Origin of the sequence: Lysobacter sp. TY2-98 (assembly GCF_003367355.1) — a bacterium.
In the GTDB taxonomy this organism is placed as follows: domain Bacteria; phylum Pseudomonadota; class Gammaproteobacteria; order Xanthomonadales; family Xanthomonadaceae; genus Cognatilysobacter.
Genome location: NZ_CP031413.1, coordinates 843,582 through 869,219, shown reverse-complemented (window position 1 = coordinate 869,219; position 25,638 = coordinate 843,582). Strand labels below are relative to the sequence as shown.

The window sequence follows — 25,638 nt, the reverse complement described above, 5'->3', positions numbered from 1 at the left end:
GGCGCGCGGCGCACTTCGCGCCCGCGCCGGCGGTGTCAAGTCCTGACCCTGAGACGGGCGGCTGTTAGGCTGCAAATCCGCCGCTGCGCGGCCGGCCGCCCGACTGCATGACGTCCCGCTTCGTTCACCTCCATCTCCACAGCGAATACTCGCTCGCCGACTCGACGATCCGTATCGGCGAGTTGATCAAGCGATGCGTGGCGTTGGGCCAACCGGCGGTGGCGATCACCGACATCAACAACGTCTTCGCCGCCGTGAAGTTCTACAAGGCGGCGGAAGCGGCGGGCATCAAGCCCATCATCGGCGCCGACGTCGCGCTCGCCGACGGCAACGAGTCCCCCTCGCGCATGACGCTGCTCTGCCGCGACCGCCAGGGCTACCTCACGCTGTCGCGCCTGCTCACGCGCATGTGGATGGAAGGCCATCGCGCCGATGGCGTCGCCATGCGTCCGGACTGGCTGCGCGAGGACAACGGCAGCCTGTTCGCGATCGCGGGTCGCGACAGCCTGGCCGCGCAGCTCGCTGGCGGCGGCCGCCACGATCTTGCCGAAGCCTGGCTGGTCGACTGGAAGGACGTGCTGGGCGACCGGCTGCATCTCGAACTCACGCGCACCGGCCGCAAGGGCGAGGATGCGTTCAACGCGTTCGCGCTGCATGCGTCGTCGCTGCGCGAGATTCCGGTCATCGCGACCAACGACGTCCGCTTCGTCGACGAAGCCGGCTACGAAGCGCACGAGGCGCGCGTCTGCATCGCGACCGGCCGCGTGCTCGACGATCCCAAGCGTCCGCGCGACTACAGTCCGCAGCAGTTCCTGCGCTCCGGCGAGGAGATGGACGATCTCTTCGCCGACGTGCCCGACGCGATCGCGAATGCGCATGCGCTGGCCATGCGCTGCAACGTCGAGATGAAGCTCGGCGAATACGCGCTCCCCGCGTTTCCGGTGCCGAGCGAACACACCATCGAGTCGTGGCTGCGCAACACCGCGCGCGACGGTCTGGCCAAGCGTCTCGAGAAGGTGCCGCCGTCGGACGGCCGCACCACGAACGAGTACACGTCGCGTCTGGAGACCGAGCTCGACGTCATCATCAAGATGGGGTTTCCCGGCTACTTCCTGATCGTTGCGGACTTCATCAATTGGGGTAAGCAGCAGGGCATTCCCGTCGGTCCGGGTCGTGGTTCCGGTGCGGGTTCGCTGGTTGCGTGGGCGCTCGGCATCACCGATCTCGATCCCCTGCCCTACGACCTGCTGTTCGAGCGGTTCCTCAATCCCGAACGCGTGTCGATGCCCGACTTCGACATCGACTTCTGCATGGATCGCCGTGACGAAGTCATCGACTACGTCGCGCGCAAGTACGGCCGCGACCGCGTCTCGCAGATCATCACGTACGGCACGATGGCGGCGAAGGCGGCAGTGCGCGACTGCGGCCGCGTGCTCGGCCATCCGTACGGCATGGTCGACGGCATCGCGAAGCTGATTCCAAACACGCTCGGCATCGGTCTCGAAGACGCCCTCGGTCAGTCGGATGCATCGAAGAAGGATCCCGAGCTCGCGTCGCAGGAACTGATCACGCGTTACCGCGCCGAAGACGACGTGCGCGACCTGATGGATCTCGCGCTCTCGCTCGAGGACCTGACGCGCAACGCCGGCAAACACGCCGGCGGCGTGGTGATCGCACCGTCGCCGTTGAGCGACTTCTGCCCGCTGTTCGCCGAACACGACGAAGGCGGCCGCGGCCGCAATCCGGTCACGCAGTTCGACAAGGACGACGTCGAAGCCGTCGGCCTGGTGAAGTTCGACTTCCTCGGCCTGCGCACGCTCACGATCATCGATTGGGCGGTGAAGGCGATCAACAAGCGGCGCGCGAAGGAAGGCGGCGAACCGCTGGACATCACCACGCTGCCGCTCGACGACGCGAAGGCGTACGAGGTGTTCGCGCGCGGCGATACCGTCGCGGTGTTCCAGTTCGAATCGCGCGGCATGCGCGAGTTGCTCAAGCGCGCGCAGCCCGACCGCTTCGACGACCTCATCGCACTCGTGTCGCTGTACCGCCCGGGCCCGATGGACCTGATCCCGGATTTCATCGAGCGAAAGCACGGACGCCAGGACGTGGTCTTCCCGCATCCGCTGCTCGAACCGGTGCTCGCGCCCACGTACGGCGTCGTCGTCTACCAGGAGCAGGTCATGCAGACCGCGCAGATCCTGGGCGGCTATTCGCTGGGCGGCGCGGACCTGCTGCGTCGCGCGATGGGCAAGAAGAAGCCCGAGGAGATGGCGAAGGAACGCGTCAAGTTCGAAGCCGGTGCGAAGGAACACCACGGCATCGAACCGCGTGTGTCCGGGCCGATCTTCGACTTGCTCGAGAAGTTCGCGGGCTACGGTTTCAACAAGTCGCACGCCGCCGCGTATGCGCTGGTGTCGTACCAGACGGCATGGCTGAAGGCGCACTACCCGGCCGAGTTCATGGCCGCGGTGCTGTCGTCGGACATGGACAACACCGACAAGGTGACGGGCTTCCTCGACGAGGCACGCGCCATCGGGATGACGGTGCTGCCGCCGGACGTCAACGAATCGGCCTACATGTTCGAAGCACGCACGCCGGACACGATCCGCTACGGCCTCGGTGCGGTGAAAGGCGTGGGACGCGGCGTCTGCGAAGCGATCGTCGAAGCACGCCGCGCCGGTCCGTTCACCGATCTGCTCGACCTCTGCCAGCGTGCCGACGACGGCAAGCTCAATCGCCGCGCGCTCGAAGCGATGGCGCAGGCCGGCGCGCTCGATGCGATCGGCAAGAACCGCGCGAGCCTGTTCCTCCAGATTCCCGAGGTGCTGCGCGCCACCGACCAGCTGGCGAAAGAAACCGCCGCGGGACAGGTCTCGCTGTTCGGCGGTTTCGATACCGCCGCGCCCGCGCTGCATCTCGACCTGCCCGAATGCGACGAGTGGCCGGTCGGCAAGCTGCTCGAACACGAGCGCGAGACGCTCGGCCACTACCTCAGCGGCCATCCGTTCGATCCGCACCGCGAGGACGTGCACGCGCTGATCGGCTTCGACCTCGGCGATCTCGAACGCATCTGGGCGGGGCGCCCCGACAGCGGTCGCGGCGGCTGGCGTCCGGAAATGGAGACGACCGTCGCGGGCCTCGTCGTCGGCTTCCGCAAGAAGGGCGACTCGCAGGTCTTCGTGCAGATCGAGGACGGCAAGGGTCGCCTGGAATGCGCGTTCTTCGCCGAGACCTACGCCGAACATGCGTCGCTGATCGGGCGCGACAAGCTGCTCGTCGTGCAGGGCGGCCTGCGCGAGGATGCTTTCTCCGGGGGCTTCGCGCTCAAGGCGCAACGCTGCTGGGATTTCGCGCAGGTCTGCGGACGCCATGCGCAGCGTCTGTCGGTGCGCCTCGACTTGCGCCAGCCGGGCACGATGGCGCGTGTCGAAGCGGTGCTGGCCGCGCACCGCCCGGGCCCCACGCCGCTGCGCCTGCACCTGCTGCTGGACGGCACGCACGGCATGGTGGACCTCGACGGCGCGCAGGGCGTGCGCCTGAGCCCCGACCTCATGGAGGCGTTGCGGGCGACACCCGGCGTCGTCACGGTGAAAGCCTCGCTCTCGAAGCCCTGGGCGCACTAGCGCCGCTCCGACCATACGGTCCCGGTGGGCAGGTTTCCGCCCTCACCCGCTACACTGCCCGCCTTTCACCCCGCCGGTCCCGCATGAACCCGAACTACCTCGATTTCGAGCAGCCCATCGCCGATCTTGAAGCGAAGATCGCCGAACTGCGGCAGGCGAGCGACGGCAATGCGGTCAACGCCGACGCCGAAATCCGGGCCCTGCAGGACAAGGCGCGCAAGCGCACCGCGCAGATTTTCCGTGACCTCTCGCCCTGGCAGGTCTCGCAACTCGCCCGCCATCCGCAGCGCCCGTACACCCTCGACTACATCGAGGCCATGTGCGACGAGTTCCAGGAGCTGCACGGCGACCGCGCGTTCTCGGACGACGCCGCCATCGTCGGCGGCCTCGGTCGGATCGACGGCCGCAGCGTGATGATCATCGGCCACCAGAAGGGCCGCGACACCAAGTCCAAGATCCGCCGCAACTTCGGCATGCCGCGTCCCGAGGGCTACCGCAAGGCGCTGCGCCTGATGAAGATGGCCGAGCGCTTCGGCCTTCCGCTGCTCACCTTCATCGACACGCCGGGCGCGTACCCGGGCGTCGGCGCGGAAGAGCGCGGCCAGTCGGAAGCGATCGCGCGCAACCTGATGGAAATGGCGGAGCTGAAGATCCCGATCGTCTGCACGGTGATCGGCGAAGGCGGCTCCGGTGGCGCGCTCGCGATCGGCGTCGGCGATCGCACGCTGATGCTCGAATACAGCACCTACTCGGTGATCTCGCCGGAAGGCTGCGCGTCGATCCTCTGGAAGTCGGCCGACAAGGCCAAGGACGCCGCCGAACAGCTGGGCCTCACCGCGTCGCGCCTGAAGTCGCTGGGTCTGGTGGACAAGGTGGTGCGCGAACCCACGGGCGGCGCGCACCGCAATCCGCGCCAGATGGCCAAGCGCCTGAAGACGGTGCTGATCAACGAGCTCGATGCGCTGTCAGGCCTTCCCGCCGATACCTTGCTCGAGCGTCGTTACCAGCGCCTGCGCGGTTACGGCGCGTACGAAGCCGCGTAATCGCAGGGTCGACACGCGTCGACCGACATCGCCGCTCTCCATCGTGTCGGGCTTCGTCCTTTGCAAGACGCGTGGCAGCATTCCGGCATGACCCGTGCCGCACCGCCTTTCGATCCCATCGTCGACGCACCGGTGTGCGTGGGATTCAGCGGTGGACTCGATTCCACGGCGCTGCTCCATGCGCTCGCGACAGACGCACGCATTCGCACGCGTGGCCTGCGCGCACTGCACGTGCACCACGGCATGCAGGCCGATGCGGACGACTGGGCCGCGCACTGCATTGCCGTCGGTGCGCAGTGCGGCGTCGAGGTCGACGTCGTGCAAGTCGACGTGCGCGCGTCCGGACTCGGACGCGAAGGCGCCGCGCGCGAAGCGCGGTATGCCGCATTCGCCGGCCATCTTCGCGCCGGCGAGCATCTTGCCCTCGCGCACCACCGCGACGACCAGGCCGAAACGTTCCTGCTGCGCGCGTTGCGTGCATCCGGTGTCGATGGCCTCGCGGCGATGAGCCCGCTGCGTCCGCTTGCGCGAGGCGTCGTGTGGCGCCCGTGGCTCGCGGTGTCGCGCGAAACGCTGCGGACCTATGCGAACGCGCACGGTTTGAAGTGGCTTGCCGATCCCAGCAACGGCGACGCGTCGCTCGACCGCGTTTTCCTGCGTGAGCAGGTGATGCCGCTCCTCCGCCAGCGTTGGCCATCTGTCGATGCCGCGCTGGCGCGCTCCGCCGCACTCGCGGCGCAAGCCTCGTCGCAGCTGCAGGGCGACGACGTGGCATCGCTGGCGGCCTGCACACTCGACTCGACGGACACCTTATCGATTCCCGCGTTGCGCGCACTCTCGCCCGACGCGCGCGCACGCGTGCTGCGTCGCTGGATCGCGGGGCTCGGCCTCCCACCGTTGCCTGCAAACGGTGTCGAACGCATCACGCGTGATCTGCTCGATGCGCGCGACGACGCGCAGGCGCGTTTCGATTGGCACGGCGCCACGGCTCGCGCGTGGCGCGATCGCCTGCGCGCCTCGCGGCTCGTTGCGCCGCTCGACGCGACGTTCGACGTCACGTGGGACGGACTCGTGCCGCTCGTGCTGCCGAATGGCGGCCGGCTCGCGCTCGACCCGCCGGTCGAGCTGCCTGCGAACGCCCGCGTCCGCGCACGCCGCGGCGGCGAACGCATTCGCCTGGCCGGTCGCACGCACCACCACGCCCTGAAGGACGCGCTGCGCGACGCAGGCATCGCACCGTGGATCCGCGAGCAGCTGCCACTGCTGGTCGTGGACGACACGGTCTGGGCCGCGGGCGACCGCGTCGTCGGCGATGCGCTGGCTCGCCTGCTCGACGCGCGTGGCTCCCGCGTCGTGTGGACAGTCCCCGCCTGAGCGCGTCACCCGCATGCGACGTGGCTGAGGCAACACTTCCGTCGCATTGACCCTGCCCCGCGCCCGCCGCCACACTTCCCCCATGCCGCGCAAAGAAGCCACCGAACCCTCCCCCGTCGCCGATTTCGAGCGCTCGCTCGACGCGCTCGAACAGCTGGTCGAGAAGATGGAACAGGGCGACCTCTCGCTCGACGAGTCGTTGGCCGCGTACGAGCAAGGCGTGGGCCTGTACCGGCGCTGCCAGACCGCGCTCGAAGAAGCCGAGATGCGCGTGCGCCTGCTCACCGACCCGCAGGATCCGTCGACGGCCCAGCCGTATCCGGACGCCGCCGCGCCCGATGCATGACGCCCGCCTGGACGCCTGGCGCAGGCGCATCGACGCCGCGCTGGACCAGGCGCTCGACCTCCCCGACGCCCCGCCGCGCCTGCGCGACGCCATGCGCCATGCCGTGCTGCTCGGCGGCAAGCGCATGCGCCCGCTGCTGGTGCTCGCGACGGGTGCGCTGTTCGACGCCGACGAGGACGCGCTGCTCGCCTCGGCGGTGGCGGTCGAACTGATCCACGCGTATTCGCTCGTGCACGACGATCTGCCATCGATGGACGACGACGCGCTGCGTCGCGGCCAGCCGACGGTGCACGTCGCCTTCGACGAAGCCACCGCCGTGCTCGCCGGGGACGCGCTGCAGTCGCTGGCGTTCGACGCGCTCGCCCACGCGCGCGCCGATGCGGACATCGCCATCGCGCTGGTTCGCGAACTTGCCGGCGCGTCCGGCGCCGTTGGCATGTGTGGCGGCCAGGCGCTGGATCTCGACGCCACCGGCCGCAGCGCGGACGTCGACGTGGCCGCGCTCGAACGGCTGCATGCGATGAAGACCGGCGCGCTGATCCGCGCCGCCGTGCGCATGGGTGCGATCAGCGGTCGCGCCGATGCCGAAGCCCGCGCCCATCTCGACGCCTTCGCCGACGCGCTCGGCCTCGCCTTCCAGGTGCGCGACGACATCCTCGACGTCGAAGCCGATACGGCGCAGCTCGGCAAGACCGCCGGCAAGGACCTCGCGCAGGACAAGGCGACGTTCCCCACGCTGCTGGGTCTCGATGCGTCGCGTCTACGGCTCGCGGACCTGACGGCGTCGATGTCGGGTGCGCTGGATGCGTTCGGTGACGCGGCAGCGCCGTTGCGCTCGCTCGCACGTCTTGCCGTGGAACGCGCGCACTGAGCGCGCGACGACCGATCGCACCAAACAAAAACGCCGGCACGAAGCCGGCGTTTTCGCATCACCGCAGCGGAATCAGTTGATCAGGCGCAGCGTGAACGGATAGCGGTAGTTCTCGCCACGGCTCGCCGCCATGCCGGCCATCACCGTCAGCACCAGCCAAGCGATCACCACGATCGGCAGAAGCAGGAAGCCGATCAGCACGATCATGCAGACGGACGCGACGATCGCGGCCAGCGCGGCGGTGATGTTGAAGTTGACCGCTTCCTTCGCCTGCTCGGCGGCGAAAGGCATGGTGTCCTTCTTGATCTGCCACACCACCAGCGGACCGAGCACGTTGCCGAACGGCACGATCAGGCCGGACAACGAGGACAGGTGGCCCAGCATCGCCCAGTTGCGCTCTTCGGCGGAATCAGCGCCCGTCGAGCCCGAATGCGGCGGCGGCGTGGGCTGCGAGTACGGCGGAGGTGTCGCGCCGCCGGGGTTCTGGTCGAATTCGCTCATCGGTTCGCTCCTGCGTGAAGGTCGTGTAGACACCGACTTTCAGTCCAAGCGTGCATGACGGTCAACCATCGATCGCCATTTGCCCGATCAGCGGTCGCCATCAGCTCTCGCCGGCGACGGTCATGCGGCCGAGCACCAGCGATCCCATGCGGATGTGCGAACGCGGGTCGACGTCGGTCCCCACCGCCTCGATGCGCTGGAACATCTCGCGCAGGTTGCCCGCGACAGTGATGCCGTCCACCGGGTACTGGATGCGGCCGTCCTCGACCCAGAAGCCTGCGGCGCCGCGCGAGTAATCGCCGGTCGTCGCGTTCGCGCCGTGGCCCATGAGCTCGGTGACCAGCAGGCCGCGTCCCATGCCGGCGAGCACCGCGTCGAAATCACCGGCGTTCGCGGCGACATCGAGGTTGTGCACGCCGCCCGCGTTCGCCGTGGTCTGCAAGCCGAGCTTTCGCGCCGAGTAGCTGCCGAGCACGTAACGCTGCAGCACGCCGTTCTCGACCAGCGGGGATTCGCGCGTTGCCACGCCTTCGGCGTCGTAGGCGGACGAACGCAGGCCGCGACGCAGGAACGGCCGTTCGTGGATCGAGAACCAGTCGGGGAACAGCTGCGTGCCCTGGCTGTCGACGAGGAAACTCGCGCCGCGATACAGCGCGCCACCCGACACCGCCGACAGCAGATGGCCGACCAGCGAGCGCGCCATTTCCGATGCGAACATCACGGTGTATTCGCCGGTGCGCAGCTGCTTGGGCGACAGTCGCGACACCGCGCGCTCGGCGGCGCGACGGCCCACCGCGACCGGCGACTCGAGATCGTCCGACGCAAGACCGAACGTGTACCAGCCATCGCGTTGCATCGCATCGCCGCGACCGGCGATGAGCGCGCATCCCAGCGAATGCTGCGTGCCGCGCTCGCGGCCTACGAAGCCGTGACTGTTCGCGTACACCGAAAGACTGCGCCCCGTGCTGAGCGACGCGCCGTCGGAGTTCTCCACGCGCGCGTCGGCATCGCGCCCCGCCTGCTCGCAGGCCAGCGCGAGGTCGATGGCGCGGTCGGCGTCGATCGCCCACGGATGCCAGGCATCGAACTCGGGGGTTTCGCGCGCCATCAGCTCGGCGTCCGCAAGGCCGGCCGCCGGATCGTCCTCGGTGTACTTCGCGATCGCGCAGGCCTGGTCGACCGTCGCGATCAGGCTCTCCTCGCGCAGGTCGGCGGTGCTCGCGCTGCCCTTGCGACGGCCGAAGTAGACGGTGACCGCGATACCGCGATCGCGCGTGGATTCGACCGTCTCCACCTCGCCCATGCGCACGTTGACGCTCAGGCCGGCCTCCTCCGAGCAGCTCACCTCGGCCTGGGTGACGCCGCGCTCACGTGCCAGGTCGAGCAGCCGCTGCGACAGGCCGTCGAGCGCCTCGAGGCGCTCGATGCTGTCGTCGTGGAGGGCCGGCGAAGAGGTCGTCGCGTTCAATGTCTTATCCTTTCATCCCATGTCCGCAGGCCTGCGGACGGCTCAACGCGTGGCGTCGCCCGTCGCGCAGGATTATGACGATGCGCGGTCGCGACGAAGAAACCGGTGAATTCCACAGCCCCTCCCGCAGTGAGCAGCGGCGCGAGGCGCTGGGCGTGCTCGATCTCGCGGAGACGCTCGCCGGCCTGACCGACGCGCAGCTCGCGCGCGTGCCGGTGCCGGAATCGATCACGCCGCACATTCTGGATACGCGCCGCATCACCTCCAACATCGCGCGCAAGCGACAGCTGGCGTTCCTCGCCAAGCAGATGCGCAAGCTCGACGACAGCGAGCTGCAGGCCATGCGCGATGCGCTCGACGAAAAGAGCGAAAGCTCGCGCGCGGAAGTCGCGGCGATGCATCGCGTCGAAGCGTGGCGTACGAAGCTGCTCGACGGCGGCGATGCCGCGCTCGCCGAACTGCTCGACCTGCATCCGGACGCCGATCGCCAGCGTCTGCGCCAGCTCGTGCGCAACGCAGTCGAGGAGCGCAACCGCAACAAGCCGCCGCGCGCGTTCCGTGAGCTGTTCCGCGAGCTGCGCGCCGTGATCCTCGGTACGCACGAAGGCGCGGACGACGACGGCGTCGACCCGATCGAGATCGACGACACGGACGACTGATCCACGCGAAGGCTCAGGCCTTCGTCCCGCCGACCGTCAGACCTTCGATCAGCAGCGACGGCTGGCCGACGCCGACCGGCACGCTCTGTCCGTCCTTGCCGCAGACCCCGACGCCTTCGTCGAGCGCAAGATCATTTCCGATCATGCGCACCTTCTGCATCGTCTCGGGCCCGTTGCCGATCAGCATCGCGCCCTTCACCGGCGCGGTGATCTGGCCGTCCTCGATCAGGTAGGCCTCGGTCGCCGAGAACACGTACTTGCCCGACGTGATGTCGACCTGCCCGCCGCCGAAATTCACCGCATACAGGCCCTTCTTCACCGACCGGATCATCTCCTGCGGATCGTGCGGGCCGGCGAGCATGTAGGTGTTCGTCATGCGCGGCATGACGAGGTGCGCGAACGATTCGCGACGCCCATTTCCCGTCGGCGCCATGCCCATCAGGCGCGCGTTGAGCGTGTCCTGCATGTAGCCGACGAGCACGCCGTCCTCGATCAGCGTCGTGCAGTTGGTCGGTGTGCCTTCGTCGTCGATGTTGAGCGAGCCGCGACGTCCCGGCAGCGTGCCGTCATCCACGATCGTGACGCCGGGTGACGCCACGCGCTGGCCGATGCGGCCCGCGTACGTCGACGTACCCTTGCGATTGAAGTCGCCTTCCAGACCATGACCGACGGCCTCGTGCAGCAGCACGCCGGGCCAGCCGCTGCCGAGCACGACGGGCATCACGCCGGCCGGCGCATCCACCGCATCGAGGTTCACCAGCGCCTGGCGCAGCGCTTCGCGCGCGAGATGTTCAGGGCGACCTCCGCCGAGCAGCTCCGCATAGCCGTAGCGACCACCGCCACCCGCGTAGCCCTGCTCGCGTCGTCCGTTCTGCTCGACGATGACCTGCACGTTGAGCCGAACCAGCGGACGCACATCGGCGGAAAGCAGGCCGTCGCTGCGCGCGACCAGCACGGTGTCGACGCCGCCGGACAGGCTCACCGTCACCTGCTTCACGCGCGGATCCGCGGCGCGCAGCAGGCGGTCGATACGGCGCAGCGACTCGACCTTCTCCTCGTTCGCCAGCGCATCGATCGGATCGAACGCGGCGTACAGCTCGCGACCACTGCCGCGCACCAGCGGACGATCCTTCGCGAGCTCAGTGCCGACGACGCTGCCCTTGGCGATCGCACGCGCGGACGTCGAGGCTTCGAGCAATGCACGCCCGTCGATCTCGTCCGAATACGCGAAGCCGGTCTTCTCGCCGCTGATGGCGCGCACACCGACGCCCTGCTCGATCGAATGCGCACCGTCCTTGACGATGCCGTCTTCCACCGTCCAGCTCTCGCGCCGTGCGTGCTGGAAATACAGATCGCCGAAGTCGACACCCGGCCCCACCAGCGCACCCAGCGCGCGATCCAGCGACGCGACATCGAGGCCGGCAGGCGCGAGCAGGCGGGATTCGGCGGTCGAAAGCGAAGTCGTCATCGGAATTCCATTGGTGGAGGACGCGCGCATGCGCCGCGTCCGGACTATATGCGGGGCGATGTGATCGGCCTCAACCGGCCGGTGGCTTCGCGAGCGCCATCGCGCGCGTCTGGTCGCGCGTCATCACTTCGACCTTGGGATCGGCCCACGGGCCGGTGACGCGGTAGACCTTCGCGCCCAATTGGCCGAGCGGTTTCTGCATCACCGCGCCGGCCGCGGCGCCGATCGCCGCGCCGACGGGGCCACCCGCGATCGCACCGACGGCGGTCAGCAGGTTGCCCGACTTGGGATGCACTTCGATTGTCTGGTCGAAGGTCTGCGCGCGCATGTTGGCGGCGCCGCGGATGCGGATGTCCGCGGCCGGGCCCTTGATGCCGAAATCGTCGCTGCGCGCGAGGCCGCCGTCGAAGCGCACGTTGCCGCCGAGCTGGTTGAAACTGAAGCCCTTGGCGAAGAAGTCGCCGAAATCGAGCGTGAGGCGACGCGGCAGTTCGGCGAGGCTCAGCAAGCCGAGCACGCGGCCCGCGCCGGGATTGACCTCCAGCAGTCGACCGTTGTGCACGTCGACCGCCAGCGTGCCTTCCAGCGTGGCGAGCGCGAAGTCCATCGGCGCGCCGGTCCACGATGCATCGAAGTGCGCATCGCCCTTGCCGCCGCCGAGACGACCGCCGAGGCCGAAACCGTCCAGCAGTGCGCCGAAGTCGTCGGTGGCGACGGTCGCGTCGATGTGCGTGCGCGATGCCGTCCTGCCGGTCCATTCTCCGGTGGCGTCGATACGCTGGCCACGACCGCGCGCCGTGAACTGGTCGAGCTGCATACCCGCCACGTTGGGATGCGAACGGAAGCGCGCGGTCCCGAGCTGAGCGGCGCCGATGCGCAGGTCGTCGACATCGATGGCGAGTGCGGGCACCTTCGAAGGATCGACCGCCGCGTTCGTCGCCGCCGGTGCACGCGTCGGCGCGGGACGTCGCGCCGTCGGCGTCATCGGTGCGACGCGCGGCGCGCTTGTCGTCGCTGCGACCGCGGGCGCTGGCGCGGCCGCCGACTTCCAGTACACGCGCGCGAACCGACCCGCGATCGGACCATTGCCATCGGGCACGTTGAGACTGCCCGAAAGCGTCGCACCGTCCGCGCGCACCGACAGCGCGTTGCCAGCCACCGGCTGCACCTGCAGACGTGTTTCGCCGAACACACCGCCGAGCATGTTGAGGCGCGGCGTGGTGACGTCGATGCGCTGCAGCGCGAGGCCGTCGCCCGACCCCGTGCCACCGCCGCGCGCGAACGCGATCCAGTCGAGCGCGTCGAGCTGCGCGGCACGTCCGGTCGCCACGATGCCCGACGGCGGCGCGGCATCGTCGACCGTGCCGCTGCCGAGCACCACGCGCACACCGGTCCGGCTTCCGATCGTGCGTGCACGAACGCCGACCAGGTTGCCCAGGCTCACCTTCACCTCGCCGCTGCCGACGGGAAGCGGTGTATCGACGAACGCAGGCAACGCTTGCGCCGCCGGCTTGCGCAACGGCGCCGGCAGGTCGAGCGACGTGCCTGCAAGCGTACTGCGTAGCTGCAGGTGCGCGGCGCCGCCGGGCCTACTGACGTCCTTGGGCACGACCACGCTCACTGTCCACGCCGAACGCCCGGCCACGTACGGCGACAGCCAGCTCATCTCCGGAGCGCGCTTGAGCAGGTCGTCGATATCGAAATTCGCGGCAACGTCACCTTCCACGATGTTGGTAGGCGTGCGCACGTGACCGTCGCCGACGCGCAGCGACAGCTGGCCGGGCTGGCCGTCATGGCGAACGTCGAGATCGGTCGCGGTGAAGCCGGCGAGATCGTAGGTCGCGCGGCCGTGCACGTCGTCGAAGCGCAGGTCCCAGCGGCGATCGCTGAGCATCGCGCCGTCGAGGTCCACCGCGCCCTTGATCGACAGCGGCTCGGGCCGACCAAGCGGGAGCTCGAGACCGAAGTCGACCTTGGCCGGGCCGCTCGCGGCGAGTGCGTCGATCGTTTCCGGCTGCAGCTTGCGCAGGCCGCTCGCACGCACGACGTCGAGTAACTGCGACGCTTCGGCCGTACCGTGCGCTTCGACGACGAGCGCGCCGTGCGAGTAATCGTCGATCGATGCCTTGAGCACCGGCAACTGCACGCGACCGATGCGACCACCGCCGGCGACATCGAAGCCAGTGCCGTCGAACATCACGTCGGCGTCGACGCCTTCCGCCGGCGGCCAGTCGGGCAGGAACTTCACGATGCCGCCTGCAATGTGGCCGCGCGCTTCGAACGTGCCTTCGTGATGACGGAACGGCCAGTCGTCGAGATCACCGACCACCACCGCACGACCGTGTTCGACGCGACCGCCGATGAGGCCGTTGTCCAGCCATTGCACGACCTTGGGCGCCATTACGTCGCGTACCCAGAAACGCTTGGCGACGGGTACGGCGGTCGGGCCGACGTCGGCGGCGAGATCGATGAAGGGACGCGTGCCGTCGCCCTGCCAGAACAGGCCGCCACGCACGTCGGCGGAATAACCTTCGCCGCCGATGTGCAGCGCGCGCGTGCCGAGACGCCAGCCGGGCCCATCGCGCCAGACGGCCGCGCGGCCGGTGAGATGCACGAGGTGGTCCGGCCCGAAGGCCTGCGGCCAGATGAAGCGGATCGTGCTGGCGGGCTCGAAGTCGAGCTGTACGCCGTCGGTATCCCCGGCGAGCCGACCCGCGATGCCGCGAAGCCCGGGCGCGGTGCCGACGCGATCAAAACCCACCGACGCGAGCCTGGCCTGCACGTTGGTACGCCCCTGCGTACTGCTCACGCGTGCGTCGTCGACCAGACCGCCCGGCGCCGCCGCACGAATCCAGCGACGCGTGCTTTCCGGCAGCCGATCGGTGAGCGCTGCGGCCTGGAGCAGCGGCGCGACGTCGACATGACGCGCGGCGAGATCGAAACGACCACCGCCGGCGAGCGCGAGACCATCGAGCACTTCGCCGGACTTCTTCTGCTGCACGCGCAAGGTCGGCAGCGTCATCGTCCACGCGCGTCCTTTGACGCGCCACACGCCGAGCGCGTCGACGCGATCGAACACCACCCGCGGCACCGCGCCATCGAGTGGCGCGCCTTCGAGCGTCACGCCGGAAAGCGCGCCTTGCCCCGTGACCTGCACGACGCGTTCGTCGCGCAGCTCCGCCCACGCGCGTGCGCTGCCCACGCCACCAGCGACACGCACACCGCCGGCGTGAAGCACCGCGGCCCAGTCGCGCAGGTCGACGCGCTCGGCGCCGACATAGGCGCGGCCGTCGCCGCTGTCGCGATCGAAATCGAGCACGCCGTCGAGCGGCGCCGCATTCGCGCGCATCCACGCACGCACGCCGGCACGCACGCGCGAACCGTCGACACGCAGGCGCAGGTCCGCGCGCGGAATCGCGGTGTCGACGCCGTACGCCGGCGCGACGATCGCGAGACGGCCGTCGATCACGTGCAGCTCGCCGAGGCGGTCGAGTGCGCCGAAAGGATCGCCGCTTTTCTGGTCCTTCTGCCCGGGAAGCCCGCGCACGTCCCACGTGCCGTCGTCGGCGCGCTCCAGCGTGAGGTCGAGGCCGCGCAGGCGGAGTTCGGTGAACGCATGACCCGGCAGCAGGCCGAGATAGACCGACGCAAGCAGCTCGGCGTCACCGACCGCAACCGCGCGATCGCCGTCGCCGATACGGAGGCCGCGCAACTCGATCAGCGGGCCGACCTTGGTCCAGTGCGTACGCAGGCCGGTGAACGACACCGGCCGCTGGGTGCGATGTTCCAACCACGCCTTGACCTGCGCCGGATGCTGCGCGAGCAGCGGCAGCGCGAGGCTGACGAGCCCCAGCAGCAGCGCGAAACCGAGCACCGCGACGGCGGCGACGTAGCCGAGGCCGACGTGCGCCCGCTTGGCGTGGCGGAAAATCACGCGTCGTGCGACGCCGCGACGCCGCGGTCAGAGCAGCACGACATCGAACTGCTCCTGCGAATACTGCTCGTCGGCCTGGAAGCGGATCGACTTGCTCAGGAATTCCTCCAGCTCCGCGACGGCCGCCGACTCCTCGTCGGTAATGCGCGCAACGACCTTCGGCGACGCGATGACCAACAGCCGCTGCGCATCGAACTGGCGCACCTGCCGCACGATGTCGCGGAAGATTTCGTACGTCACCGTCTCGGGCGTCTTCAGCGAACCGCGCCCGCCGCACTCATGGCACGGCTCCGAGAGCTGCCGCTGCAGGCTCTCGGTCGTGCGCTTGCGGGTCATCTCGACGAGACCCAGCGGAGAGAAGTCGTACACGGTCGTCTTGGCGTGATCGCGGGCAAGCGCCTTCTCGAGCTGACGAAGCACCTGCCGCTTGTGCTCGGCGTCCGTCATGTCGATGAAGTCGATGATGATGATGCCGCCGAGGTTACGGAGCCGCAGCTGACGCGCGACCGACTGAGCCGCCTCGAGATTCGTGCGGAAAACCGTTTCCTCGAGGTTGCGCTGGCCGAGAAATGAACCGGTGTTCACGTCGATCGTCGTCATCGCCTCGGTCTGGTCGATGACGAGGTAGCCGCCGCTCTTCAGCGGCACCTGTTTCTCGAGCGCGCGCTGGATCTCGTCCTCGACGCCGTACAGGTCGAAGATCGGCCGCGCGCCGGCGTAGTGCTCGATTTTCTCGTTGAGCCCCGGCATGTACTGCGCGGCAAACGCCTTGAGGCGATCGCAGGTTTCGCGCGAATCCACCTTCACCTTCTCGACGTCGCGACGCAGGAGGTCGCGCACCGCGCGCATCGGCAGCGAGAGATCCTCGTAGACGCGCTCGCCGAGCTTCGCCGACTTCGAATTCTCCTCGATCAGCGACCACACGCGATTGAGATACGCGATGTCCTCGGCGATCGCTTCGTCCGGCTGGCCTTCCGCGTTCGTGCGCACGATGTAGCCGTGCTGTGCGCCCGGCGGCGACAGCGACGACACGATCTGCTTGAGTCGCGCGCGTTCGGCTTCGTCCTCGATGCGCGCGGACACGCCGACCACGCGCGTGCGCGGCAACAGCACGAGATAGCGCGACGGGATCGACAGCTGCGTCGTCAGGCGCGCGCCCTTGCCGCCGATCGGATCCTTCACCACCTGCACGACGATGTCCTGCCCATCGCGAAGCAGCTCGGTGATCGGCCGTGTGGGCTGCGGAGGCAGCGGCGCGTCGTCGCCGTTGCTGGCGTCCGTCACCGGTGCCGGCTTCACGATGTCGCCGGCATGCAGGAACGCGGCGCGCTCCAGGCCGATGTCGATGAAGGCGGCCTGCATGCCCGGCATGATCCGCTGCACGCGCCCCTTGTAGACGTTGCCCACCACGCCGCGACGCCAGCCGCGTTCGATGTGCAGTTCCTGCAGCATGCCGTTCTCGACGACGGCCACGCGCGTCTCACGCGGGGTGACGTTGACCAGGATCTCTTCCGTCATGCCGCCGCGCTCGTGAATGCATCGATGCCGAACTCCGCGAGGAGCCGGGCGGTTTCGTGGACGGGCAAGCCCATCACGCCGGAGTAGCTTCCATCCAGCCGCGTGACGAAGGCCTCGGCGCGTCCCTGTATCGCGTACGCACCGGCCTTGCCTGCCCATTCGCCGCAGGCGATGTAACCGTCGAGCTGCGCGGACGTCAGTGGCGCGAACGTGACGTCGGACACGCTGATCGCCTGCGCTTCGCGGCCGGCCGACAGCAGCCACACGACGCTGATCACCTGGTGGGTGCGGCCCGACAGTTTCGTGAGCATGCGCACCGCGTCGTCCGCGTCGATGGGTTTGCCGAAGACTTCGTCGTCGAGCACGACTTCGGTGTCGGCGGCGAGCACCAGCGCGTTGGGCACGGCGGCCACCGAAAGCAGGCCGGCGCCCGCTTTTTCGCGCGAGACCCGACGCACGTAGTCGAGCGCAGGTTCGCCAGGTTGGCGGACTTCGGGAATGTCGATGTCGAGCAGGCGCGGATCGAGGCCGAGGCGGCCGAGAAGCTCGCGTCGGCGCGGGGACTTGGAGGCGAGATAGAGCATCGACTGGAGAATAACCCGCCACCTGTCGCGGCGACCCTGAACCTTCGGCATCGTGTCGCGACCCCGTGACGTCTCACCAGCCGTTCACCGCAACGTACCGACCCTTCCCCCCAAACATCGGAGCTTCCATGCCTGCCATGCGCCCCCTCGTTCGTCCCCTCGCCCTCGCCGCCGCGCTCGCTTTCGGGAGCCTCGCCATGACCGTCGACGCCCAGACCGCCTCGCCCATTCCGATGGCCGCGCCGGATTCGACCCTGCTCTCCGTGTCCGCACAGGCCGAAGCGCGTCGCGCCCCCGACATCGCAACGGTCTCGACAGGCGTGGTCACACAGGCGGCCGACGCGAATTCCGCGTTGCGCGACAACGCCGACCGCATGGCCAAGGTGGTCGCCGCGATCCGTGCCGCGGGCGTAGCCGATCGCGACGTGCAGACCTCGGGCGTCAACCTCAATCCGCAGTACCGCTACGCCGAGAACCAGCCGCCGACGATCACCGGCTACCAGGCGACGAACACCGTGAACGTCACCGTGCGCGACATCGCCAAGCTCGGGAAGATCCTAGATGCGCTCGTCGCGACCGGTGCGAACCAGATCAATGGCCCAACGTTCGACATCGACCAGAAGGATCCGGTCTATGACGAGGCCCGCCGCGCCGCGCTCGACAAGGCCCGCGCCCGCGCCGAGATGTACGCGAAGACGCTGGGCATGCGCGTGCGTCGCATCGTCAGCATCGACGAGAGCGGCGGCGCAACGATTCCGCGCCCGATTCCCATGATGGCGATGGCCAAGATGGCGCGCGACGAGGCGACGCCGATTTCGCCTGGCGAGAACGTGCTTTCCGTCAACCTCAACGTCGTATTCGAACTCGGAAAGTGACATGACGACGCCCGACATCCCCCGCGGCCGCGACACCCCGGCTTCCGCCGATCCACGTCCCGGCGCGAATCCGGGTTACGCGGAGAACCAGCCGCGCGACAAGGCCGATGCGCGGGATCCGCGCACCGGCAAGTTGCCGAACCCGGAGGCCGGCGGCCTCGACCGACCGCAGGGCGATGACCCGCATCCCGCAGGCGAATAGGACTTGATGGATGGATGAGAAGAAGCCCGCCGCGTGCGGGCTTTTTCTTTGGCTGCATGGGAGGCGCAAGCCGTCCGGGCGACATCGGCGACTCGCCGATACGGGCCGAAATCGTGACGCGTGGATCGCTTCGAAACTTCTTCCGATCCGCACAACCCCACTTCATCCGCAGGCCCGTTCGTATCGGCACCGACCACCGAGGAGCCGGCCATGCACACGATCCACGCACCCCGCATCCAACTCGACCCGACGCGCATCGCCTCGATCAGCGGTGCGATCGCAGTCAACGGGCTGTTGTTGCTGTTGTTGATTGCGCCGATGTCGCCGGTGATGAAAGCCGTGCGCGACGCCGCTCCGGACGTGATCTTCGTCTCGACGAAGCCGAAGGAAAACCCGACGCCGCCGAAGCAGGACACCAAGCCGGTCCGGGTCGAGATCACGCATCCGACACCGATGATCAAACAGCAGGAGAAAGTGGTCGAGCCGCCACCGCTGCCGGATACCGAAGCACAACCGGGCGATACGGTGATTCCACCGGGCACGACGCTGGGGCCCGTGGCGGATAAGGGCGACATCGCACCACCCGATCGCGGCGAGCCCCTCACCGGCGCACACCTCGAATACGCCGCAAATCCCGCGCCGTCGTATCCGTCGTCATCCCTGCGCGCAAACGAACAGGGGACGGTGATGCTGGAGGTACTTGTGGATGTCGATGGACGGCCGATCGACGTCAGGATCTCGCGCAGCAGTGGCTACCGCGCACTCGATGCCGCGGCACGTCGACAGGTTCTGGCGAACTGGCGCTTCCGCCCGGCAATGCGCAACGGGGTCGCGGTGCAGGCGATCGGCATCGTACCGGTGGAATTCAAGCTCGACTGACGCACAGACCAGCCCGCATCCGGTTCGCCGGATGCGGGTTTTTTGTGCCTTAGGCGCGGTGGTACGGATGATTGGCGAGAAGGGCCGCCGCGCGGTAGAGCTGCTCCGCGACGACGAGTCGCACGATCATGTGCGGCAGCGTCAACGGACCGAGCGACCACGACTCGTCCGCACACTCCAGCACTTCCGGCGGGTGTCCCTCCGGACCGCCGATGAGAAACGCGAGATCACGCCCCTGCCCGCGCCAGTGCTCGAGACGCTGCGCAAGTTGTTCCGAGCTGTAGCCGCGACCGCGGCCGTCGAGCGTCACCACCCATGCATTGCGCGGAACCGCGGCGATGACGCGTGCACCTTCGTCCGACTGCGCGCGCGTGGCATCGCGCCCTTTGCCGCGCAGGCCGGGCTCGACCTCGACGAGGTCGAACGGCAGCCAGTGCGACAGACGCTTCCGGTATTCGGCGAAGCCATCGGCGACCCACGCGGGTGCGCGCTCACCGACGGCGATGAGCCGCGCTTTCATGGCTTCGCGTCAGAGCGCCGGGCGCGGGCGACGTTCGACGTCGAACTCGTCCGCGTCGTCCTCGAAGCTCAGCGGCTCCTCATCGGGATTCAGGTCCGCGCTGAGATGACCGTGCGCGAGCTCGTCCACGCGCTCCGGCGGCTCGTCGCCGACCGTCCACAGGCGCTCGAGCGCGTAGAACTCGCGCACACGCGGAAGCATGACGTGGACGATCACGTCGCCAAGGTCGACCAGCACCCATTCGGCTTCGCGCTCGCCCTCCACGCCGAGCGGCATCACGTCGAGGCGCTGCTTCGAGAACTTCACCACTTCGTCGGCGATCGACTTGACGTGTCGCGTCGACGTGCCCGACGCGATCACCATGAAGTCGGTGACCGAGCTCTTCCCGCGCACATCGATCTCGACCACGTCGCGCGCCTTCAGCTCCTCGACCGCATCACGGACAGTCTTGAGCAGGTCGTCCACCGATGGCGGCGGGCTCGGCAGGCGGGTCTTGATGACGTGGGCTTCGGTGCTCAAGCGGGACAGCTCCGTGGGGTCGGTGAAGAGGAAGTATAGGGACTAGGCTGGAAGGGCCCGTGCATACAGCCGGTGACGGTCGATGTAGGCCGCGACCGGCGACGGCACCTGCCCGCGCCAGCCGTCGTCACCCGCTGCGGCGAGCCGGCGGATTTCGGTCGACGATTCGCGGCGCGGCGGTTCCATCGGCAGCAGTGCGATCCCACCGGAGGGTGCGTCGAGCAACGAAGCGAGCGGCCGCAGCCGCGCGGCGATCAGCGCGGCAAGCTCCGCGTCGACCTGCGCGAACCCCGCCGGATCCAGTGAGAACCCGGGCCGCCCCGCCGCCAGCACGTGCGCCGTGTCGAACAATTCGCGCCAGCGGTGCCAGCGATGCAGCTGCGCGAGCGAGTCCGCACCGATGACCCACACCACCGGAGTCTCCCGGCCGACTTCGGCACGCACCTCGTGGAGGGTGTCGATGCTGTAGGACGGGCGGTCGCGCGCGAGCTCGCGGCGGTCGACGCGCAATCCGCGTTCGCCGGCCACCGCGAGTTCGACCATGCGCGCGCGATGCGAGGCGTCGGCGTGCGTGGCGTCCTTGTGCGGCGGATCGGCAGCGGGTACCAGGTGCACGTCGGCATCGAGCGCATCGCGCACGGCGTTCGCGACGGCGAGATGGCCGCAGTGGATCGGATCGAACGTGCCGCCGTAACCGATCCAGGCGCGCATCGTCATCCGGTCGCCAGCAGCCGCGCCGCGCCGCGTTCGGCGAGCGCGACCATCAGCCGTTCGAGCGCGACCCATGCATCGCCCGGCGCACGTCCCTTGGCGATGCGATCGACGAGACCGGCCTGCACGAGCATCGCCTCCCACGCGGCAGGCGAATGGCGCTGCAGTGCCCGGCGATACATCGGCTGCTTGGCGTCCCAGACGCGCTGCGCCTTGAATGCGGCGACGAGATTCCCGCCCTTCGCATTGACCTGCGACAGCGCCGCGCCGCGTTGCAGTTCCATCACGATCATGCCGAGCAGCGCCGGGACTGCTTCGCCCTCGCCGCGCAGGCCTTCAATGATGCGCACCACTTGCGCCGGCTGGCCGTTCATGGCGGCGTCGATCAGGCGGAACACGTCGTAGCGCGATGCGTCAGCGACCAGCGATTGCAGCGTGTCGAGCGTGAGCGGTCGCCCGCCGCGCGAGGCGTTCGGCTCGTCGCGGAACAGCAGCGCGAGCTTTTCGATTTCCTGCGCGGCCGCGAGCAGATTGCCTTCGACTCGCTCGGCGAGATGCATCACCGCGTCGCGATCGGGCGAAAAGCCGCGCGCACGCAGGCGGCGATCGACCCAGCCGGGCAATTCGTGCGGCTTCACCGGCCATGCGACGGCCACGCGGCCGATGCGGCTTATCGATTGGCTCCAGTCGCCGCCGTGGCTGCGGCTCCAGTCCTCGCACGTCACCAGCAGCACGACGTCCGGCGACGGACTCGCGCAGTAGTCGACGATGAGCTTCGCGCCTTCCTTGCCCGGCTTGCCGCTGGGCAGGCGCAGTTCGATCAGGCGTCGCGAGGCGAACAGGCTGGGCGCGTTGAACGTCGCGGACAGGCCGTCCCAGTCGGGTTCGCGCTGGCCCGCGCCGGCTTCGAAGACTTCGCGCTCGGCGATGCCGTCACGGCGCGCGGCTGCGCGCACGGCGTCGGCGGCTTCCAGCACCAGCAGCGGTTCGGCGCCTGCGATCAGGTAGGCCGGCAGCAGCGACCCGGATTCGAGCTGCGCAACCAGTTGCTCCGGCGAGAGTTCCACGCGCGGACGATCAGCCGCCCGATTGGCCCGTCTGGTCGGCCGGATTCGCGGTGACCGTCGGGACGGGAACGGGCTGCAGCTGCTGGCCCGGCGCGGCGCCGAGCTTCAGCACCGCTTCGATGCGGCGAAGCATCGAGAACGCCATCTCGCGACGCAGTTCCTTCGCCAGCGTCTCGCGCTCGCCTTCCGAACCGATCGCATTGGTCGGGTTCGACACGTAGTCGCGCGCGAGCTCGATGGTCTGGCGCGGCACGACCACCTTCCCGTCCGCGTCGCGGAATTCGAAGATCACCGCGTAGCGCAGGCTGAATTCCTGCGAGCGACCGAGGGCGTCGACGCTGATCGGCGTGTCGCCCCACTGCTCGGCGAGGATGTCGAGTACCGCACCGTTTCCGCCTTCGCGGATGACCTGCAGGCCGGCGCGCTCGACCGACTGGGCGATCGACTCCGCGAGCGGGCTGTACCGGTCGGCCGATACGACGCGCACCGGGCTGAGCTCCGCCGGAATGGCGACGCGTTCGCGCGGGTGGAAACCGCAGCCCGTCAGGGCGAGGACGAGGACAGCGGGAATCAGGCGTCGGATCATGCGCGGCAGTCTGGACGAGGCGGTGGCGGGCGGCAATAGCGGCAGGTCACGCGTCCACGCGGTGTGCACGTGGACGCGGCCCGTCAGCCGGCGACGATGTTGACGATCTTGCTCGGCACGACGATGACCTTGCGCACCGTCTGGCCTTCGAGGAACTTCGCGACGGCCGGCTCGGCCAGCGCCGCGGCCTCGACGGCCTCGCGCGGCGCATTGACCGGTGCCTCGATCGTGCCGCGCAGCTTGCCGTTGACCTGCACGGCGAGCGTCACCGCATCGCGCACCAGCGCGGCCGGATCGGCCTGCGGGAAGGGGACGTCCTCGAGCAGCGTCTCGGGATGACCCAGCGCCTGCCACAGCGCGTGGCAGACGTGCGGCGTCACCGGATTGAGCAGCAGCACCATCGTCTGCAGCGCCTCGTGGCGGACGGCACGGCCCTGGTCGCTCATGTCGTCGAACTTCGAGACGGCGTTGAGCAGCTCCATCAGCGAGGCGATCGCGGTGTTGAACGCGTGGCGACGCCCGTAGTCGTCGCCCACCTTCTGGATCGTCTCGTGCAGCTGGCGACGCAGCGTCTTCTGCGCGGCGTTGAGCTGCGACGCATCGACTTCCGGATGATCCGGCTGCGACACGTGCGTGATCACCTCGCGCCAGAAGCGGCGCAGGAAGCGCGCCATGCCTTCGACGCCGGCCTCGTTCCACTCCAGAGACTGCTCCGGGGGCGCGGCGAACATCGAGAACAGGCGCACGGTGTCGGCGCCGAACTTGGCCACCATGATCTGCGGATCGACGCCGTTGTTCTTCGACTTCGACATCTTCTCGATGCCGCCTATCTGCACGCGGCCGCGGTCGACCTTGCTGTGCGCGCCGATCACCTTGCCGCGTTCGTCGCGATCGATCTCGACGTCGGCGGGGTTGATCCAGTCCTTCGCGCCGTTGTCGAGCTCGCGGTAGAAGGTTTCGGCAATGACCATGCCCTGCGTGAGCAGGTTGGTCGCAGGCTCGTCGCCGTCGACGAGACCCGCGTCGCGCAGCAGGCGGTGATAGAAGCGGAAATACAGCAGGTGCAGGATCGCGTGCTCGATGCCGCCGATGTACTGGTCGACCGGCAGCCAGTACTTCGCACGTTCGTCGACCTGCGTCGCCGCACCCGGTGAGGTGTAGCGCGCGTAGTACCAGCTCGACTCCATGAAGGTGTCGAAGGTGTCGGTCTCGCGCTCGGCCGCACCGCCGCAGGACGGGCACGTCGTCTTGCGCCATTCCGGATCGGCCTTGATCGGCGAGGCGACACCGCTGAATTCGACGTCTTCGGGCAGCACGACCGGTAGCTGGTCTTCCGGCACCGGCACCCCGCCGCACGACGCGCAGTAGATGACCGGGATCGGGCAGCCCCAGTAGCGCTGGCGGCTCACGCCCCAGTCGCGCAGGCGGAAGTTGACGCGACGACGGCCGCGCCCTTCGGCTTCGAGCTTCGACGCGAGGAACTCGAACGCTTCGGCGTATTCCATGCCGTCGAGGGCGTCGGAATTGACGATCCAGCCCTTCTCCGTCCACGCGCCCTCATCGAGGATGCTGCGCTCGAAGGCGTCGACGACTTCGACCGCCGCGCGCGTTTCGTACGGATCGGCCGGCGCATGTTCGCCGAGCGCGACGGTCATCGGATCGTCGTGCTGCGCGAGGTGCTTCGCCGCTTCAAAGATCGCATCGCGCACTTCGGTCGGCGCGATGACCATGCGGATCGGCAGGTTGTACGACTTGGCGAACGCCCAGTCGCGCTCGTCGTGGCCCGGGACGCCCATCACCGCGCCCGTGCCGTAGTTCATCAGCACGAAGTTGGCGACGAACACCGGCACCTCTTCGCCGCTGAGCGGATGGATCGCGCGCAGGCCAGTGTCCATGCCGCGCTTTTCCTGGGTCTCCAGCTCGGCTTCGGAGACGCCGCCCTGGCGCAGGTCCGCGATGAACGCGGCGAGTTCAGGATTGCCTTCGGCGGCCGCCAGCGCGAGCGGGTGCTCGGCGGCGATCGAAACGAAGGTCACGCCCATCAGCGTGTCGGGGCGCGTGGTGAATACCGTAAGCGGCTCGAGCGGCGCACCCTTCGCGGAGCGCACGTCGAAGCGGATCTCGAGGCCTTCCGACCGCCCGATCCAGTTGCGCTGCATGGTCTTCACCGCGTCCGGCCAGCCCGGCAGCGTGTCCAGGCCGTCGAGCAGTTCCTGCGCGTAGTCGGTGATCTTGAGGAACCACTGCGGAATCTCGCGCTTCTCGACCACCGCACCGGTGCGCCAGCCGCGCCCATCGATCACCTGCTCGTTGGCGAGCACGGTCTGGTCGACCGGATCCCAGTTCACGACGCTGTTCTTTCGGTATGCCAGGCCCTGCTTCATCAGCCGCACGAACATGCGCTGTTCGTGCACGTAGTACGACGGCTGGCAGGTCGCGAATTCGCGCGACCAGTCGATGGCATAGCCCATCTGCTGCAGCTGGGCCTTCATGTGCTCGATGTTGGCGTAGGTCCACTTCGCCGGGGCGGTGTGGTTCTTGATCGCCGCGTTCTCGGCCGGCAGGCCGAAGGCATCCCAGCCCATCGGCTGCAGCACGTTATGGCCGGTCATGCGCTTGTAGCGGCTGATGACGTCGCCGATCGTGTAGTTGCGCACGTGGCCCATGTGCAGCGCGCCCGACGGGTACGGCAGCATCGACAGGCAGTAGTACTTGGGCTTCGCGGACGACTCGTCGACCTCGAACGCCCGCGTCCGGTCCCAGAAGCCCTGGGCGGCGGACTCCACCGCGCCGGGTTCGTAGGCGCGCGGCTCGGAGCCGGAAGATGTGACGTCGTTCGCGGTGGGGGAAGACACGAGGGCGGTCCGGAAACAGGCGGGCGGTCGAA

Annotated in this window: 20 protein-coding genes and 1 pseudogene; 9 read left to right on the top strand and 12 right to left on the bottom strand. The window is 68.6% G+C overall.

Translation table 11 applies throughout. From position 1 onward, the window contains the following. The first annotated feature begins 107 nt into the window (after window positions 1-107). The 5 genes from dnaE to DWG18_RS04175 all read left to right on the top strand — a co-directional run bounded on the left by dnaE (window position 108) and on the right by DWG18_RS04175 (window position 7,260). Window positions 108-3,626: a DNA polymerase III subunit alpha gene (dnaE, locus tag DWG18_RS04195; protein WP_115645691.1), complete on the top strand. Its 3,519-nt coding sequence runs from the start codon at window positions 108-110 to the stop codon at window positions 3,624-3,626. Window positions 3,627-3,709: 83 nt separating this feature from the next. After that, window positions 3,710-4,669 carry an acetyl-CoA carboxylase carboxyltransferase subunit alpha gene (locus tag DWG18_RS04190; protein WP_115645689.1) on the top strand — a complete coding sequence of 320 codons (960 nt, stop codon included), beginning with the start codon at window positions 3,710-3,712 and terminating at the stop codon, window positions 4,667-4,669. Window positions 4,670-4,756: 87 nt separating this feature from the next. Further along, window positions 4,757-6,043: a tRNA lysidine(34) synthetase TilS gene (gene tilS / locus DWG18_RS04185; protein WP_115645687.1), complete on the top strand. Its 1,287-nt coding sequence runs from the start codon at window positions 4,757-4,759 to the stop codon at window positions 6,041-6,043. An 82-nt stretch (window positions 6,044-6,125) separates the two neighbouring features. After that, entirely contained in the window at window positions 6,126-6,389 is a 264-nt protein-coding gene (locus tag DWG18_RS04180; protein WP_115645685.1) for an exodeoxyribonuclease VII small subunit, read from the top strand. After that, a complete protein-coding gene (locus DWG18_RS04175; RefSeq protein ID WP_115645683.1) occupies window positions 6,382-7,260 on the top strand; it encodes a farnesyl diphosphate synthase in 879 nt (292 codons plus the stop codon). Before DWG18_RS04180 ends, DWG18_RS04175 begins: the two co-directional genes overlap by 8 nt. Window positions 7,261-7,332: 72 nt before the next feature. On the opposite strand, the gene DWG18_RS04170 is transcribed toward DWG18_RS04175, so the two are convergent. Both DWG18_RS04170 and pmbA read right to left on the bottom strand, forming a co-directional pair. Further along, window positions 7,333-7,761: a DUF4870 domain-containing protein gene (locus DWG18_RS04170; RefSeq protein ID WP_205289395.1), complete on the bottom strand. Its 429-nt coding sequence runs from the start codon at window positions 7,759-7,761 to the stop codon at window positions 7,333-7,335. 100 nt (window positions 7,762-7,861) lie between these two features. Next, window positions 7,862-9,229: a metalloprotease PmbA gene (gene pmbA / locus DWG18_RS04165; protein WP_115645681.1), complete on the bottom strand. Its 1,368-nt coding sequence runs from the start codon at window positions 9,227-9,229 to the stop codon at window positions 7,862-7,864. Window positions 9,230-9,309: 80 nt separating this feature from the next. Between pmbA and yjgA the strand changes: the two genes are divergently transcribed. Continuing rightward, on the top strand, window positions 9,310-9,888 hold the full coding sequence (gene yjgA / locus DWG18_RS04160) for a ribosome biogenesis factor YjgA (protein ID WP_115648025.1): 579 nt from the start codon (window positions 9,310-9,312) through the stop codon (window positions 9,886-9,888). Between the two features lie 13 nt (window positions 9,889-9,901). On the opposite strand, the gene tldD is transcribed toward yjgA, so the two are convergent. From tldD to DWG18_RS04140, 4 genes are all read right to left on the bottom strand, one after another. Next, window positions 9,902-11,356, bottom strand: coding sequence for a metalloprotease TldD (gene tldD / locus DWG18_RS04155; RefSeq protein ID WP_115645679.1), 1,455 nt, complete (start codon window positions 11,354-11,356; stop codon window positions 9,902-9,904). A 70-nt stretch (window positions 11,357-11,426) separates the two neighbouring features. Continuing rightward, window positions 11,427-15,290: a YhdP family protein gene (locus tag DWG18_RS04150; RefSeq protein ID WP_115645677.1), complete on the bottom strand. Its 3,864-nt coding sequence runs from the start codon at window positions 15,288-15,290 to the stop codon at window positions 11,427-11,429. A 27-nt stretch (window positions 15,291-15,317) separates the two neighbouring features. Further along, window positions 15,318-16,808, bottom strand: coding sequence for a ribonuclease G (gene rng, locus DWG18_RS04145; RefSeq protein ID WP_115645675.1), 1,491 nt, complete (start codon window positions 16,806-16,808; stop codon window positions 15,318-15,320). Continuing rightward, a complete protein-coding gene (locus DWG18_RS04140) occupies window positions 16,805-17,392 on the bottom strand; it encodes a Maf family protein (RefSeq protein WP_115645673.1) in 588 nt (195 codons plus the stop codon). The genes rng and DWG18_RS04140 overlap by 4 nt, the downstream gene beginning before the upstream one ends. 137 nt (window positions 17,393-17,529) lie before the next feature. Here DWG18_RS04140 and DWG18_RS04135 point away from each other — a divergent pair, with 137 nt between their 5' ends. The 3 genes from DWG18_RS04135 to DWG18_RS04125 all read left to right on the top strand — a co-directional run bounded on the left by DWG18_RS04135 (window position 17,530) and on the right by DWG18_RS04125 (window position 19,348). Then, entirely contained in the window at window positions 17,530-18,267 is a 738-nt protein-coding gene (locus DWG18_RS04135; RefSeq protein ID WP_115645671.1) for an SIMPL domain-containing protein, read from the top strand. Between the two features lies 1 nt (window position 18,268). Continuing rightward, the gene (locus DWG18_RS04130) at window positions 18,269-18,469 is read left to right on the top strand and encodes a hypothetical protein (RefSeq protein ID WP_115645669.1); all 201 of its coding nucleotides are present in this window, start codon (window positions 18,269-18,271) and stop codon (window positions 18,467-18,469) included. 210 nt (window positions 18,470-18,679) lie between these two features. Further along, window positions 18,680-19,348 (top strand): energy transducer TonB, encoded by a 669-nt coding sequence (locus DWG18_RS04125; RefSeq protein WP_115645667.1) that lies wholly within the window; start codon window positions 18,680-18,682, stop codon window positions 19,346-19,348. Window positions 19,349-19,397: 49 nt separating this feature from the next. On the opposite strand, the gene rlmH is transcribed toward DWG18_RS04125, so the two are convergent. The 6 genes and pseudogenes from rlmH to leuS all read right to left on the bottom strand — a co-directional run bounded on the left by rlmH (window position 19,398) and on the right by leuS (window position 25,606). Continuing rightward, a complete protein-coding gene (rlmH, locus tag DWG18_RS04120; protein ID WP_115645665.1) occupies window positions 19,398-19,868 on the bottom strand; it encodes a 23S rRNA (pseudouridine(1915)-N(3))-methyltransferase RlmH in 471 nt (156 codons plus the stop codon). 141 nt (window positions 19,869-20,009) lie between these two features. Further along, window positions 20,010-20,387: pseudogene (rsfS, locus tag DWG18_RS04115) on the bottom strand (ribosome silencing factor); the annotation flags it as partial. Window positions 20,388-20,429: 42 nt separating this feature from the next. Next, window positions 20,430-21,104: a nicotinate-nucleotide adenylyltransferase gene (nadD, locus tag DWG18_RS04110; protein ID WP_115645661.1), complete on the bottom strand. Its 675-nt coding sequence runs from the start codon at window positions 21,102-21,104 to the stop codon at window positions 20,430-20,432. After that, entirely contained in the window at window positions 21,101-22,165 is a 1,065-nt protein-coding gene (gene holA / locus DWG18_RS04105) for a DNA polymerase III subunit delta (protein WP_115645659.1), read from the bottom strand. The genes nadD and holA overlap by 4 nt, the downstream gene beginning before the upstream one ends. Window positions 22,166-22,175: 10 nt before the next feature. Next, window positions 22,176-22,751 (bottom strand): LPS assembly lipoprotein LptE, encoded by a 576-nt coding sequence (gene lptE / locus DWG18_RS04100; RefSeq protein WP_115645657.1) that lies wholly within the window; start codon window positions 22,749-22,751, stop codon window positions 22,176-22,178. 83 nt (window positions 22,752-22,834) lie between these two features. Beyond that, a complete protein-coding gene (gene leuS, locus DWG18_RS04095; protein WP_115645655.1) occupies window positions 22,835-25,606 on the bottom strand; it encodes a leucine--tRNA ligase in 2,772 nt (923 codons plus the stop codon). Between the last annotated feature and the right edge of the window lie 32 nt (window positions 25,607-25,638).

Excerpts from the sequence above, each read along its gene's own strand:
- DWG18_RS04170 (WP_205289395.1), bottom strand. The coding sequence starts at position 7,761 with ATGAGCGAATTCGACCAGAACCCCGGCGGCGCGACACCTCCGCCGTAC.
- DWG18_RS04135 (WP_115645671.1), top strand. The coding sequence starts at position 17,530 with ATGCGCCCCCTCGTTCGTCCCCTCGCCCTCGCCGCCGCGCTCGCTTTC.
- DWG18_RS04180 (WP_115645685.1), top strand. The coding sequence starts at position 6,126 with ATGCCGCGCAAAGAAGCCACCGAACCCTCCCCCGTCGCCGATTTCGAG.
- DWG18_RS04175 (WP_115645683.1), top strand. The coding sequence starts at position 6,382 with ATGCATGACGCCCGCCTGGACGCCTGGCGCAGGCGCATCGACGCCGCG.
- rlmH (WP_115645665.1), bottom strand. The coding sequence starts at position 19,868 with ATGAAAGCGCGGCTCATCGCCGTCGGTGAGCGCGCACCCGCGTGGGTC.
- dnaE (WP_115645691.1), top strand. The coding sequence starts at position 108 with ATGACGTCCCGCTTCGTTCACCTCCATCTCCACAGCGAATACTCGCTC.
- tldD (WP_115645679.1), bottom strand. The coding sequence starts at position 11,356 with ATGACGACTTCGCTTTCGACCGCCGAATCCCGCCTGCTCGCGCCTGCC.
- tilS (WP_115645687.1), top strand. The coding sequence starts at position 4,757 with ATGACCCGTGCCGCACCGCCTTTCGATCCCATCGTCGACGCACCGGTG.
- DWG18_RS04130 (WP_115645669.1), top strand. The coding sequence starts at position 18,269 with ATGACGACGCCCGACATCCCCCGCGGCCGCGACACCCCGGCTTCCGCC.
- DWG18_RS04140 (WP_115645673.1), bottom strand. The coding sequence starts at position 17,392 with ATGCTCTATCTCGCCTCCAAGTCCCCGCGCCGACGCGAGCTTCTCGGC.
- lptE (WP_115645657.1), bottom strand. The coding sequence starts at position 22,751 with ATGATCCGACGCCTGATTCCCGCTGTCCTCGTCCTCGCCCTGACGGGC.
- rng (WP_115645675.1), bottom strand. The coding sequence starts at position 16,808 with ATGACGGAAGAGATCCTGGTCAACGTCACCCCGCGTGAGACGCGCGTG.
- DWG18_RS04125 (WP_115645667.1), top strand. The coding sequence starts at position 18,680 with ATGCACACGATCCACGCACCCCGCATCCAACTCGACCCGACGCGCATC.
- yjgA (WP_115648025.1), top strand. The coding sequence starts at position 9,310 with ATGCGCGGTCGCGACGAAGAAACCGGTGAATTCCACAGCCCCTCCCGC.
- nadD (WP_115645661.1), bottom strand. The coding sequence starts at position 21,104 with ATGACGATGCGCGCCTGGATCGGTTACGGCGGCACGTTCGATCCGATC.
- DWG18_RS04190 (WP_115645689.1), top strand. The coding sequence starts at position 3,710 with ATGAACCCGAACTACCTCGATTTCGAGCAGCCCATCGCCGATCTTGAA.